Raw genomic sequence first — 13693 nt, 5'->3', positions numbered from 1 at the left:
AGTGCCGACACCGAGTCGTGCGCCGCGCCCGCCTCCTGCACATCTCCCTCTTCCGCCGCTGCCACTGACCCCACCGCTTCCAATGCCCCCACCGCGCCGACCATGGCCGAGTTGTACCTGCGAACCGCTCACCGGATCCGGCGACGGTCCGCCCCGTCATACGACCGCTTCGGCTTGACGGAAGCGCAGGCGCGCGCACTACGGGTGATTTCACGGTACGAGCGACCCCGCATGGCCGACCTGGCGCAGGCGCTCGAAGTGGTGCCGCGCTCGATCACGTCGATGGTGGACACGCTGGAGTCGGCCGGTTTCGTCGCACGCGAACCTGATCCGACCGACCGGCGGGCCACGATCGTCGTGCTCACCTGCGCGGGGATAGAAGTGCTGCGGCAGGTAGGCCGGATGCGGGCAGAGGCGGCCGAGCAGTTGTTCGCCAAACTCTCGTCCCACGAACAGGCCGAACTTCGCCGACTGCTGGAACTGCTGGACGCGGGGGAGGAGCCGCTGCCCGGGCGCAGGCCGAGGGGACGTTGACGGCGCGGGTGCGGTCCGCGACCCGGAGCAGGTCGGGACGCCGCGCCGGCAAGACCAGGGCAAGGCCACGGCAACACCCGGGGTAGGCCGCGAGCTGGGGCTGTGGATAACCGATTGGGGGCGCCCGGGGGCATTCCCGTACCCTTGGCACGTGACCCCAGCAGAGCTTTCCGCCGCCGTGGTCGCCGCGCTCCGGGAGGCCGTGGACGCCGGCGACCTCACTGTTCCGGTGCCCTCGACCGTCACCGTCGAGCGCCCGAAGAACCGGGACCACGGCGACTACGCCACCAACGTCGCGCTGCAACTTTCCAAGGCGGCCGGCAAGCCGCCGCGCGCGGTGGCCGAGGTGCTGGCGGGACGGCTCGCCGCGGCGGCCGGGATCAAGCACGTCGAGATCGCCGGCCCGGGCTTTCTGAACATCGTGCTCGACGCAGCGGCCCAGGGCGAACTGGCCCGCACGATCGTGCTGGCCGGAAAAGAGTACGGGCACAGCGAGGCGCTGGCCGGGCAGAACATCAACCTGGAATTCATCTCGGCGAATCCGACCGGCCCGATCCACATCGGCGGCGTGCGGTGGGCCGCCGTCGGCGACGCGCTCGCACGGGTCCTGCGGGCCTGCGGCGCGCGGGTGGTGACCGAGTACTACATGAACGATGCCGGCGTGCAGATCGACCGGTTCGCCGAGTCGCTGCTCGCGCTCGCGAACGCCCGGCCGGTGCCGGCGGACGGGTACGTCGGCGCCTATATGAACGAGATCGCCCAACAGATCGTCGCGCGGCGGCCGGAGCTGGCACTGCTGCCCGAATCGGAACAACTGGCGCTCTTCCGGTCCGAGGGCCTGGACCTGATGGTCGCTCAGATCAAGCAGTCCACCGAGCAGTTCGGCACGCACTTCGACGTCTGGTTCTCCGAACAGAGCCTGCACGAGTCCGGCGCCGTCGGGCGTGCCATCGAGCGGCTGCGGGAACAGGGCCACGTCTTCGAACGGGACGGGGCGATCTGGCTGCGGACCACCGACTTCGGCGACGACAAGGACCGGGTCCTGGTCAAGGCCGACGGGGAGACCACCTACTTTGCTTCGGACGCCGCCTATTACCTGAACAAGCGGGACCGGGGCTTCACTCCGCTGATCTACATGCTCGGCGCCGACCACCACGGCTACGTAGGGCGCCTCAAGACCATCGCGGCCTGCGCGGGCGACGACATGGACCGCGACATCGAGGTCCAGATCGGCCAGTTCGTCAAAATGTACAAGGACGGACAGGAGGTGCGGCTGTCCAAGCGGGCCGGCAACATCATCACCATCGACGACGTCATCGACTGGATCGGCGTGGACGCGGCGCGATACGCCCTCAGCCGGCAGTCGACCGACTCGAACATCACGCTTGACGTCGACGTATTGACGAGTAAGAAGAATGATAATCCGGTCTTCTACGTGCAGTACGCGCACACGCGGATGGCTTCGGTGAAGCGGAACGCGGCGGAGTCGGGCATCGACAAGGGGCCGGCGAAGGAGTTCGACCCGGGACTGCTGGTGCACGAGAAGGAGTCCGAGCTGCTCGGTAGGCTCGGCGAATTCCCGCGGGTGGTGGCGAGCGCGGCCGAACTGCGGGAGGTCCATCGGGTACCGCGGTACTTGGAGGAGTTGGCCACCGCGTGGCACAAGTTCTGGGATGAGGACGAGTGCCGGATCCTTCCGAGCGAGCGGTACCCGGTCCCGGCGGAGCTGACCCGGGCGCGGCTGTGGCTGGCCGAGGCGGCGCAGACCGCGGTCGCGAACGGACTGGCCCTGCTCGGGGTGTCCGCGCCCGAGTGGATGTAGGGCCGACGGAAGTCATCGGGACAGTGACGGATCGACAAGGGAGAGAGACAGGTCCATGAGCCGCGCCGCACACCCTGCGGGACCGCGTTATGCAGACGTCCTGCATGGCAGCGGTGTGCCCGCGCCGCCCGCCGACCTCAACGCGCTGGAGGCGAAGGTCTGGCCCTCCTCGGCGCGGCGTGAGGAAGACGGGCAGATCACGATCGGCGGGGTGCCGCTGCGGCGGCTGGCCGAGGAGCAGGGCACCCCCGCCTACGTGATCGACGAGGCCGACTGGCGGATGCGGGCCCGCGCGTGGCTCGCGGCGTTCGGGGATCACGACCCGGCCGAACCTCCCGTGCACTACGCGAGCAAGGCGTTCCTGAGCAAGGCCGTCGCGCGCTGGGCCGCGCAGGAGGGGCTGGGCCTGGACGTGTGCTCCGGCGGCGAACTGGCGACGGCCCTGGCCGCGCAGTTCCCGGCGCACCGGCTCACCTTTCACGGCAACAACAAGTCGAGCGCGGAACTCGTGCGCGCGCTGGAGGCCGGCGTCGGGCGGATCGTGCTCGACTCCTTCGAGGAGATCGACCGGCTCGCCGGGCTGGCCGCCGACCGCGGACTGCGCCCGCGGGTCATGGTGCGCGTCACCGTGGGCGTCGAGGCGCACACCCACGAATTCATCGCCACCGCGCACGAGGACCAGAAGTTCGGTTTCTCGCTCAGCGGCGGGCTGGCCGCCGAGGCCGTGCGCCGCGTGCTCAAGCACGACGCCCTGGACCTGGTCGGCATCCACTCGCACATCGGCTCGCAGATCTTCGATACATCAGGGTTCGAGGTCGCGGCGCACCGCGCGGTCGGACTGGTCGCCGCGATCCGGGACGAGCACGGCATCCGGCTGCCCGAGCTGGACCTCGGCGGCGGCCTCGGCATCGCGTACACCAGCGAGGACGACCCCGCCGACGCCTTCGACATCGTGGCCGGGCTCAAGGCGATCGTCGCGCGCGAGTGCTTCGGATACGGGCTCGCGGTACCGCGTCTGACGGTCGAGCCCGGCCGCGCGATCGCGGGAACTCCCGGGATCACGCTGTACGAGGTCGGCACGGTGAAGCAGCTCGACGGCCTGCGCACCTACGTGTCCGTAGACGGCGGCATGAGCGACAACATCCGCACGGCTCTGTACGACGCCGCGTACACCTGCGCGCTCGCGTCGAGGAACTCCGACGCTGCGCCGATGCTCGCGCGCGTCGTCGGCAAGCACTGCGAGTCCGGAGACATCGTGGTGCGCGACACCTGGCTGCCCTCCGACATCACCGCGGGGGACCTGCTCGCCGTCGCCGCGACCGGCGCTTACTGCCGGTCGATGGCCTCCAATTACAACCACGCGCTGCGTCCGCCGGTCGTGGCCGTGGACGGCGGCGACACGCGGGTGCTGCTGCGCCGCGAGACGGAGGTGGACCTGCTGGCCCTCGACCTGGGCTGAGCGCCGCGGCGGATGAACACCCGCCAAATCTCGGATACTGGACCGTGGATACCGAAAGACGGACGGACCGGCGACACTTGCCGGGCAGGGCACGCGAGGGACGAGGTTGGGAAGCATGAGCAAGCGCCCGCTGAAGGTAGCGCTGTTGGGTTGCGGGGTCGTCGGCTCCGAGGTCGCCCGGCTCATGACGACGACGGCGGACGACCTGGCCGCCCGGGTGGGCGCTCCACTGGAACTGGCCGGGATCGCCGTGCGCCGCCCGAACCGGGCCCGTGACCTGCCCGTGGACCCGGCGCTGTTCACCACCGACGCGCTGAGCCTGGCCACCCGGCCCGACGTCGACGTGGTCATCGAGGTCATCGGTGGCATCGAACCGGCCCGTACCCTGCTGTTGGCCGCGCTCGCGAACGGCGCGAGTGTGGTGACCGCGAACAAGGCGCTGCTGGCCGAGGACGGCGCCACGCTGCACGCCGCCGCCGAGAAGCACGGAGCCGACCTGTACTACGAGGCCGCGGTCGCCGGTGCCATCCCGCTGCTGCGCCCGCTGCGCGAATCCCTCGTCGGCGACAAGGTCAAACGGGTGCTCGGGATCGTCAACGGCACCACCAACTTCATCCTGGACCGGATGGACTCCACCGGCGCCGGCTTCGCCGACGCGCTCGACGAGGCCACCGCCCTGGGCTACGCCGAGGCCGACCCGACCGCCGACATCGAGGGTTTCGACGCCGCCGCGAAGGCGGCGATCCTGGCCGGCCTGGCCTTCCACACCAAGGTCACCGCCGCGGACGTCTACCGCGAGGGCATCACCGAGGTCACCGCCGCCGACGTGGCCTCGGCCCGCGAGATGAACTCCGTGGTCAAGCTGCTGGCCATCTGCGAACTCGACCCGGTCGGCGAGTCGGTCACCGCCCGCGTGCACCCCGCGATGCTCCCCCGCTCGCACCCGCTGGCAGGCGTGCGCGAGGCGTACAACGCGGTGTTCGTGGAATCCGAGGCCGCCGGCCGGCTGATGTTCTACGGTCCCGGCGCCGGCGGCGCGCCGACCGCGAGCGCGGTGCTCGGCGACCTGGTCGCGGTGTGCCGCAACAAGGTGAACGGCGGCCGCGCGCCCGCCGTGACCTCGTATGCCGACCTGCGTGTCGGCGGCATGGGCGAAGCGCGCACCCGGTACCACATCTCGCTCGACGTGGACGACAAGGCCGGCGTGCTCGCGCAGGTCGCCCTGGTCTTCGCCGACCACGAGGTGTCGATCCAGACCGTCCGTCAGTCCGGCCGCGGCGACGACGCTCGCCTGGTCATCGCGACGCACGTGGCCACCGACGCCGCGCTCGCCGCCACCGTCGAGAGCCTGCGCGCGCTCGACACGGTGCGCGCCGTGGCCTCGGTGATGCGGGTCGAAGGCGAATAGACGCGAGTAGCGCGAGCAGGAGAGAGAACGAGATGGCTGAGAGCCTGAGCCGGGCGCGCGGCGCCTGGCGCGGTGTCGTCGAGGAGTACCGCGACTGGATGCCGGTGTCCGCGGCGACGCCGGTGGTCACGCTGGGCGAGGGAGGCACGCCGCTGGTGCGGGCGAACGTCGTCTCCGAGCTGACCGGCTGCGACGTGTACCTCAAGGTCGAGGGGATGAACCCCACCGGCTCGTTCAAGGACCGCGGCATGACCGTGGCGATCTCCAAGGCCGCCGAGGAGGGCGCGAAGGCGGTCATCTGCGCGTCCACCGGAAACACCAGCGCGTCGGCGGCCGCCTACGCGGTGCGCGCCGGGATGGTGTGCGCCGTGCTGATCCCGGACGGCAAGATCGCCCTGGGCAAGATGAGCCAGGCGCTCGCCCACGGCGCGAAGATCCTGCAGGTCGCCGGGAACTTCGACGACTGCCTGAGGCTGGCGCGCGACCTGGCCGACAGCTACCCGGTGGCGCTGGTCAACTCGGTGAACCCGGCCCGGCTGGCCGGGCAGATGTCGGCGGCCTTCGAGATCGCGGACGCGCTCGGCGATGCGCCCGACCTGCACGTGCTGCCGGTCGGCAACGCCGGGAACATCTCCGCCTACTGGATGGGCTTCACCGAGTACGAGAAGGCCGGGCTGACCACACACCGCCCACGCATGTACGGCTTCCAGGCCGCCGGCGCCGCGCCCTTCGTCAGCGGGGCCCCGGTCGCCAACCCGCAGACCATCGCCACCGCGATCCGCATCGGTAATCCCGCTTCCTGGGACCTTGCGGCCGCGGCCCGCGACGAGTCCGGCGGGCTGATCGAAGCGGTGACGGACCGGCAGATCCTCTCCGCCTACCGACTGTTGTCCTCGCGTGAGGGTGTGTTCGTCGAACCGGCCAGCGCGTCGGGCGTCGCCGGACTGCTGCGACTGGCCGAGGAGGGCCGCCTGGCCCGCGGGCAGCGCATCACGGTCACGGTCACCGGTAACGGCCTGAAGGACCCGGACTGGGCCATCAACGGTGCGCCGACGCCGCCGAAGGTTCCCGTCGACGCGTCCGTCGCGGTCGGCGTCCTCGGGCTGGAGTGAGCCGCTTGCCACCGTCCGCACCGCGGCTGCGGCCCGGGCCGGTCACCGTCCGCCCGCCCGCCACCAGCGCCAATCTCGGCCCCGGCTTCGACGCCTTCGGCCTGGCGCTGGAACTGCGCGACGAGGTGGTGGTCGAGGCATTACCCGAGCCGGGTCTGACCGTCGAGGTCTTCGGCGAGGGCGCCGGGGACGTTCCGCTCGACGAGCGTCACCTGCTGGTGCGCGCGCTACGGGCCGGCTTCGATGCGCTCGGCGGCCAACCGGCCGGGCTGCGGGTCACCTGCCGCAACCGCATTCCGCACGGACGCGGCCTCGGCTCGTCGTCGGCGGCGATCTGCGCCGGGCTCACGGCGGCCCGGGATCTTGCGGACGGGGGCGCCTTAGTGCTCGACGACGATGCGCTGCTCGATCTGGCGAACCGGATCGAGGGGCATCCGGACAACGTGGCGCCCGCGCTGCGCGGCGGACTCACGATCGCGTGGACGCAGCAGGACCCTGACGGACCGCGGCGCGCCGGAGCGCCGCAGAAGCCTGATCCGGCTGGCCATACAGTCCGTCAGCCGGAGCACATGCGGGCCTTTGCACTGCGGCTCGACCCGGTCCCGCAGGTCGCCGCGGTGGCCTTCGTCCCGCCGAACCGGCTGGCCACCGAGGTAGCCCGCGGCCTGCTGCCCGACATGGTGCCGCACCGGGACGCGGCTTTCAACGCCGGGCGGGCGGCCCTGCTCACGGCCGCATTGACGGCGCCCGGGCTCAGCGCGCATCATCGGGCCGAACTCCTGCACGCCGGTACGCGCGACCGGCTGCACCAGGGCTACCGTGCGGCGGCGATGCCCGATAGCGCAGCCCTGATCCGGCGTTTGCGCGCGGAGGGTTTCGCCGCTTTCGTCTCCGGCGCCGGACCGACCGTGCTGGCGCTGACCGTCGGCCCCGAATGGGAGCAAAAGGCCGTCGGCTACGCGCCCCCGGACTGGGACGTCATGGTTCTGACCGTCGCCGGCGCGGGGACTGCGGGCGGGGCTGGACCGGTATCCGGAGCCGTCCGAGCAGACACGCCGTGATCTCGTCGAAGCTGGGGAATGCCACAATGGCTCAAGAGTGTTAATCTCGTAGCTGCACCCGTTGTTCGCGCTGGCCCGGAAGTCCCGTTCGGGCTCCGCCCGCGCGGCCGCGGCTAGTGCTCCCCCCTGAGGAACGACGTCGCCTCCCATTGTGGATTTCCCTGATCCGATGGTGCAGGGCGGTGCCGGTCCAGACGGACCCCTTTTCCCGGCGCAATTCATGCGCGCCGCCGGATGCGGTGGACAACCGCAATCCGGTACGCAACCCCGTCCCCGCGGTCGTCGCGGTGCCGAATCGGACACCGCCCGCCGGACCGGGGCACGACCGGTCGCCGAACCGGGACCCACCCGGCACGGCGCCCGCTCCAGGGAAGGACCCTTCGTGAGCGATACCACCGAACTGACCTCCGCCGACCAGTCCGCGGCCCGCGGCAGGCGCCGCACCGGCACCGGTCTGTCCGGCCTCCTGCTGCCTGAACTGCGACTGAAGGCCGCCGAGTTGGGCATCAAGGGAGTGACCCGGATGCCCAAGGGTCAGTTGATCGAGGCGATCCAGCAGCGCCAGGGCGGCTCCGGCTCGGGAACCGCCCGCAGCGCCGCCCCGGCCGGCGACGCGGGATCAGCCGCCGGTGGTGCGGAGGGCGCCGGCTCGAACGGTGCCGCGGCCGCGCCGCAGACCGTCGAGGCCGCGCCGGCGGCGCGCGCGAACGGCCGGCGCCGTGCCAGCGCCGCGCAGCAGCGCATCCCCGAGCAGCCTGGACGCCGGGAGGAGGCCGCGGTCGAAGCGGTGGCCGCCGCGCCGGCGCGCAGCCGGGCCGCCGAGGCCGCCGCGCAGCCGACCGCGGGCCAGAGCGCCACCGCGACGCAGGCGCCGCCGCAGACCGCCGCGCAGCAGGGCAACGGCCAGACCGGCGGCACTACCCAGACAGCGGGCGCCCAGACCGGTAGTGCGCAGTCCGGCGGCGGCACCCAGACAGCGGGCGCTCAGAGCGGAGGCGGTCAAGGCGAGGGCGGCCAGCCTTCCCGCCGCGAGCGCAACCGGGACCGCGGCAATCGGGGCCGGGACCGCGAGCGCGGCGAGCGTCAGCAGCAGCACCAGCAACAGCCACAGCAGCCCCAGCACCAGGGCGGCGGCGAGCGCTCCGGCAACCGTGGCGAGGGCCAGCGCGACACCCAGGGCGCGGGCGGCCAGGACGAGGAGTTCGAGGGCCGTGGCCGGCGCAGCCGGTACCGCGACCGCGACCGCGACCGGGATCGAGACCGGGACCGCGGCAATCGGGGCCGTCGCGGCCGCGAGGGGTACGAGGGCGGCGCGCCCGACTCCACGCTGACCGAGGACGACGTCCTGATCCCGGTGGCCGGCATCCTGGACGTGCTCGACAGCTACGCCTTCGTGCGCACGTCCGGCTACCTGCCGGGCCCGAACGACGTGTACGTCTCGCTGGCGCAGGTGCGCAAGTACAACCTGCGCAAGGGCGACGCGGTCGTCGGCGCGGTGCGCCAGCCGCGCGAGGGCGAGCGGCGCGAGAAGTTCAACGCGCTGGTCAAGCTGGACAGCGTCAACGGCGTCGCCCCCGAGGAGACCCGCGACCAGCGCGACCCGCGCAGCGCGAACCACCGGGTCGAGTTCTCCAAGCTCACCCCGCTCTACCCGCAGGACCGGCTGCGCCTGGAGACCGAGTCCGGCCTGCTGACCACCCGGATCATCGACCTGGTGGCCCCGGTCGGCAAGGGCCAGCGCGGGCTGATCGTCTCCCCGCCCAAGGCCGGCAAGACGCTCGTGCTCCAGGCGATCGCCAACGCGATCACCGTCAACAACCCCGAGGTCCACCTCATGGTCGTGCTCGTCGACGAGCGGCCAGAAGAGGTGACCGACATGCAGCGCTCGGTCAAGGGCGAGGTCATCGCCTCGACCTTCGACCGGCCCGCCGAGGACCACACCACCGTCGCCGAGCTGGCCATCGAGCGGGCCAAGCGCCTGGTGGAACTGGGCCACGACGTGGTGGTGCTGCTCGACTCGATGACCCGCCTGGGCCGCGCGTACAACCTGTCCGCGCCCGCCTCCGGCCGGATCATGTCCGGCGGTGTCGACTCGACCGCGCTCTACCCGCCGAAGCGCTTCTTCGGCGCGGCGCGCAACATCGAGAACGGCGGCTCGCTGACCATCCTGGCCACCGCGCTGGTGGAGACCGGCTCGAAGGCCGACGAGGTCATCTTCGAGGAGTTCAAGGGCACCGGCAACATGGAGCTCAAGCTCGACCGGCGCCTGGCCGACAAGCGCATCTTCCCGGCCGTGGACATCGACGCGTCCAGCACCCGGCGCGAGGAGATCCTGCTCGGCGCCGAGGAACTGGCGGTCATGTGGCGCCTGCGCAGGCTGCTGCACAACATGGACCAGCAGCAGGCGCTGGAACTGCTCATCACCCAGATGCGCAAGACGAAGTCGAACGTCGAGTTGCTGATGCAGATCCAGAAGAACACCCCGGCCCGCGACGGCGAATAGCCGGCCGCGCACGCGGGGGAATAGCCCGATCTCCGGTGCCGTTACGGCATCGGAGCCCGGGCGGGTCAGCCACAACGGCAGCGCGAAGATCTCCGTTTTGGAGAGCGCGGCCCGGCCCTGGCAGACTGGTACGTCGGTCCCGGTTCACGCCCCAGGCGGGCGATCCGGCGGCCCCATCGACCATGAGGAGCACATCGTGAAGTCCGGGATCCACCCCGAGTACGTCGTCACCCAGGTGACGTGCACCTGCGGCAACACCTTCGCCACGCGGTCCACCGCCACCAGCGGCAAGATCAGCACCGAAGTGTGTTCGCAGTGCCACCCCTTCTACACCGGCAAGCAGAAGATCCTCGACACGGGCGGCCGGGTCGCCAAGTTCGAGGCCCGCTTCGGCAACAAGAAGCAGTCGGGCAAGTAGCGAGCTTCACGGCGTCGATGCCGGGCATCCGCTGCCCGGCGTCGACGCCGTTTCGCGTCGGCGGGCGTTGAGAGGGCGGCTTGACTGGTTTCTGGGGCGAATCGGCCGATCGACGACGCTCGCCGCGTTGCCGAAGCATCCACGGACAATCCGCCGTGACCCCGAGACCAGACCAGACGACTTCTGCGGCCATCGCGGCCTGACCAGGCGAAAGGACGGGAAAGCACCGTGTTCGAGGCGATCGACGAACTGTTGGCCGAGCACGCGGAGCTTGAGCGCCGCCTGGCCGACCCGCAGGTGCACACCGACCAGGCGCTGGCCCGCAAGCTCGGCAAGCGCTACGCCGAACTGACCCCCATCGCGGAGACTTACCGGGCGTATCAGACTACTGCGGACGACGTCGAGACCGCGCGGGAACTCGCGCGCGAGGACCCGGCCTTCGCCGAGGAGATCGACACGCTCCAGCTGCGCCGCGCCGAGCTGGAGCAGCGCCTGCAGCATCTGCTGGTCCCGCGCGACCCGGACGACGACAGGGACGTCATCGTCGAGGTCAAGGCCGGTGAGGGTGGCCAGGAATCGATGCTCTTCGCCGGCGACCTGCTGCGCATGTATCTGCGCTACGCGGAGCGGCGCGGCTGGAAGACCGAGATCCTGGAGGCGACCGACTCGGATCTCGGCGGGTACAAGGACGTCTCGCTGGCGGTGAAATACCGCGGCACCCCGCCACCCGGCGAGGGCATCTGGGCGCGGCTGAAGTACGAGGGCGGCGTGCACCGGGTGCAACGCGTTCCGGTCACCGAATCGCAGGGCCGCATCCACACCTCGGCCGCGGGCGTGCTCGTCCTGCCCGAAGCGGAAGACGTCGAGGTCGAGATCAACCCGAACGACCTGCGCGTCGACGTCTTCCGGTCCTCAGGGCCGGGCGGCCAGTCGGTCAACACCACCGACTCCGCGGTACGCATCACCCACCTGCCGTCAGGCATCGTCGTCTCGTGTCAGAACGAGAAGTCGCAGCTGCAGAACAAGGAGTCGGCGCTGCGCATCCTGCGTGCCCGGTTGCTGGCCGCCGCACAGGAGGAGGCTGACAAGGAGGCCTCGGACGCGCGGCGCAGTCAGGTGCGTACCGTGGACCGCTCGGAGCGGATCCGCACCTACAACTACCCGGAGAACCGGATCTCCGACCACCGCACCGGGTTCAAGGCGTACAACCTGGACCAGGTGCTCGACGGGGAACTCGACCCGGTGATCCAGTCCTGCGTGGACGCGGACCTGGCCGCGAAGCTCGGCGTGCAGGAGGGCGGCGGCAGGAGGGTGGAGGCGTGACCGATTCCGTGCCGGCGCCGTCGCCGGCCCCCGCAGCGGCCGCCCGGCCGTTGAACCTGCTTCTGTCCGAGGTGGCGCTGGCGGCCGTGCGGCTGGCCGAGGCCGGGGTCGACTCACCGCGCGCCGATGCCGAGGAACTGGCCGCGTGGGTGCACGCGGTGCGCCGCGGCGAACTGCACACGGTGCGCGACGGCGACTTCGACGCGCGCTTCTGGGCGGCGGTCGCGCGCCGGGAGAACCGCGAACCGCTCCAGCACATCACCGGCCGGGCCTACTTCCGCTATCTGGAGCTGGAGGTCGGCCCCGGCGTTTTCGTACCGCGCCCGGAGACCGAGGTCATGGTCGGCTGGGCGATCGACCGGCTGCGCGGCCTGGACACCGCCGAACCGGTGATCGTGGACCTGTGCAGCGGCTCTGGGGCCATTGCGCTGGCCATAGCGCAGGAGGTGCCGCGCTCCCGGGTGCACGCGGTCGAACTTTCCGAGGACGCGCTGGTATGGACCCGGCGCAACATGGCGAAGGTCGCCGAGGGGCGGCGGGTCGCGCTGCACCACGCCGACGCGCGCACCGCGCTGTCCGAGCTGGACGGCACGGTCGACCTGGTCATCTCGAATCCCCCGTACATCCCGCTCGACGAGTGGGAGGGCGTGGCGACCGAAGCGCGGGACTACGATCCGCAGCTGGCCCTCTTTTCCGGTCCGGACGGGCTGGACATGATCCGCTCCCTCGAACGGGCGGCCTTCAGGCTGCTGCGCCCGGGCAGCTGGGTCGCTGTGGAACACTCGGACCAGCAGGGCGGGGCGGTGCAGCGCATCTTCCTGGAGGAGCTGGGCTGGTCCGAGGCGGCCGATCACAGGGATCTGACCGGCCGGCCGCGCTTCGTCACCGCACGCAAAGAGGGCCGGCGCGGATGAGCCGGCCGCGAAAGCAGGCTCGCGCGCATGCCGCGAGAACGCAGAGGAGAGGTGCACGCAGGTGAGCCGTCGCTATGACTGTTCGGACCCGGACGAGCGCGCCGCCGGGCTGCGCGAGGCGGCCGGCGCGGTGCGCCGGGCCGAACTGGTCGTGCTGCCCACCGACACGGTTTACGGCATCGGCGCGGACGCGTTCTCGCCGAACGGGATCGCCGCGCTGTTGGCCGCCAAGGGCCGCGGGCGCGACATGCCGGTGCCGGTGCTGGTCGGTTCGCCCACCACGCTGCACGGGCTGGTGGCGCAGTTCCCGGAAAGCGGCTGGGACCTGGTCGACGCCTACTGGCCCGGCGCGCTGACAGTCGTCACCCGGCACCAGCCCTCGCTGCAGTGGGACCTGGGCGACGCGCGGGGCACCGTCGCGGTGCGCATGCCGCTTCACCCGGTCGCGATCGAACTGCTCACGCAGGTCGGTCCGATGGGCGTCTCGTCGGCCAACCGCTCCGGCCAACCGCCCGCCACCACCGCGTCCGAGGCGCAGGACCAGCTCGGCACCGCGGTGGAGATCTACCTGGACGGCGGGCCGACCGCGGACAACGTCCCGTCCTCGATCGTCGATCTGACCGGCGACGCGCCGAAGCTGCTGCGGGAAGGCGCGCTGACCTTCGACCAGCTGGCCAAGGTCCTGCCGAACCTGACCCGCTGACCGCCCGTCACGAGACGCGCCGAAGATCAGATAATCAGACCACGAAAACACACGCGCTGCCCGGTCCCCTTCGGGGAACCGGGCAGCGTTCGTAGTCAGCCGTGCGTCCGTCCGGCCGTCAGGGCCCTGGGAATCGCGGGATGTCCCAAAATCACAGGGCCCTTAGAAACGCGGGGACCTCGGACGTGCGGGACCTCAGAAGTGCAGGACCTGGCCCGGGAAGATCAGGTTCGGGTTCGAGCCGATGACGGACTCGTTGTCCTGGTACAGGGTGCGCCAGTTCGACACGCCCTCCTTGGCCGCGATCTGGGACAGAGTGTCGCCGGAGACGACCGTGTAGCTGTGGCCGCCGGTCTTGGCCGGAGTGGAGACGACGTACGACTTGTGGACCGGGGCCGGGGCCGGGGCCGGGGCGGACTTGTGCGTGGTCGACACA

12 protein-coding genes are annotated in these 13693 nt (G+C 71.2%); 11 read left to right on the top strand and 1 reads right to left on the bottom strand.

The features are described from left to right. The first annotated feature begins 102 nt into the window (after positions 1-102). From KGA66_RS24840 to KGA66_RS24790, 11 genes are all read left to right on the top strand, one after another. Complete coding sequence (locus tag KGA66_RS24840) at positions 103-534, top strand: MarR family winged helix-turn-helix transcriptional regulator (protein ID WP_281416812.1); 432 nt, start codon at positions 103-105, stop codon at positions 532-534. A 151-nt stretch (positions 535-685) separates the two neighbouring features. Then, positions 686-2356, top strand: a complete 1671-nt coding sequence (gene argS / locus KGA66_RS24835) for an arginine--tRNA ligase (protein ID WP_211471228.1) — start codon at positions 686-688, stop codon at positions 2354-2356. 55 nt (positions 2357-2411) lie between these two features. Then, positions 2412-3815: a diaminopimelate decarboxylase gene (gene lysA / locus KGA66_RS24830; protein WP_211471226.1), complete on the top strand. Its 1404-nt coding sequence runs from the start codon at positions 2412-2414 to the stop codon at positions 3813-3815. Between the two features lie 115 nt (positions 3816-3930). Next, complete coding sequence (locus KGA66_RS24825) at positions 3931-5223, top strand: homoserine dehydrogenase (protein ID WP_211471224.1); 1293 nt, start codon at positions 3931-3933, stop codon at positions 5221-5223. Positions 5224-5255: 32 nt separating this feature from the next. Further along, positions 5256-6335 carry a threonine synthase gene (gene thrC / locus KGA66_RS24820; protein WP_211471222.1) on the top strand — a complete coding sequence of 360 codons (1080 nt, stop codon included), beginning with the start codon at positions 5256-5258 and terminating at the stop codon, positions 6333-6335. Positions 6336-6340: 5 nt separating this feature from the next. Beyond that, a complete protein-coding gene (thrB, locus tag KGA66_RS24815; RefSeq protein ID WP_246508605.1) occupies positions 6341-7396 on the top strand; it encodes a homoserine kinase in 1056 nt (351 codons plus the stop codon). Positions 7397-7778: 382 nt separating this feature from the next. Further along, positions 7779-9899 (top strand): transcription termination factor Rho, encoded by a 2121-nt coding sequence (gene rho / locus KGA66_RS24810; RefSeq protein WP_312887062.1) that lies wholly within the window; start codon positions 7779-7781, stop codon positions 9897-9899. Positions 9900-10095: 196 nt separating this feature from the next. Next, positions 10096-10317: a 50S ribosomal protein L31 gene (gene rpmE / locus KGA66_RS24805; RefSeq protein WP_211471218.1), complete on the top strand. Its 222-nt coding sequence runs from the start codon at positions 10096-10098 to the stop codon at positions 10315-10317. 228 nt (positions 10318-10545) lie between these two features. After that, positions 10546-11640: a peptide chain release factor 1 gene (prfA, locus tag KGA66_RS24800; protein ID WP_211471216.1), complete on the top strand. Its 1095-nt coding sequence runs from the start codon at positions 10546-10548 to the stop codon at positions 11638-11640. Positions 11641-11690: 50 nt separating this feature from the next. Next, the gene (prmC, locus tag KGA66_RS24795) at positions 11691-12554 is read left to right on the top strand and encodes a peptide chain release factor N(5)-glutamine methyltransferase (RefSeq protein WP_246508617.1); all 864 of its coding nucleotides are present in this window, start codon (positions 11691-11693) and stop codon (positions 12552-12554) included. Positions 12555-12615: 61 nt separating this feature from the next. Beyond that, positions 12616-13257: an L-threonylcarbamoyladenylate synthase gene (locus tag KGA66_RS24790; protein ID WP_211471212.1), complete on the top strand. Its 642-nt coding sequence runs from the start codon at positions 12616-12618 to the stop codon at positions 13255-13257. Between the two features lie 195 nt (positions 13258-13452). On the opposite strand, the gene KGA66_RS24785 is transcribed toward KGA66_RS24790, so the two are convergent. Next, positions 13453-13693: LysM peptidoglycan-binding domain-containing protein (locus tag KGA66_RS24785; RefSeq protein ID WP_211471210.1), on the bottom strand; the 241-nt coding region annotated here is incomplete at its 5' end.

This window comes from Actinocrinis puniceicyclus (assembly GCF_018283645.1).
Taxonomy (GTDB): Bacteria; Actinomycetota; Actinomycetes; order Streptomycetales; family Catenulisporaceae; genus Actinocrinis; species Actinocrinis puniceicyclus.
The sequence above is the reverse complement of the archived record's forward strand: the minus strand, read 5'-3'. Positions and strand labels throughout refer to the sequence as shown.

Bases quoted from the DNA above. Each gene is read 5' to 3' on its own strand.
- KGA66_RS24840 (WP_281416812.1), top strand. From the start codon at position 103: ATGGCCGAGTTGTACCTGCGAACCGCTCACCGGATCCGGCGACGGTCC.
- lysA (WP_211471226.1), top strand. From the start codon at position 2,412: ATGAGCCGCGCCGCACACCCTGCGGGACCGCGTTATGCAGACGTCCTG.
- KGA66_RS24825 (WP_211471224.1), top strand. From the start codon at position 3,931: ATGAGCAAGCGCCCGCTGAAGGTAGCGCTGTTGGGTTGCGGGGTCGTC.
- thrC (WP_211471222.1), top strand. From the start codon at position 5,256: ATGGCTGAGAGCCTGAGCCGGGCGCGCGGCGCCTGGCGCGGTGTCGTC.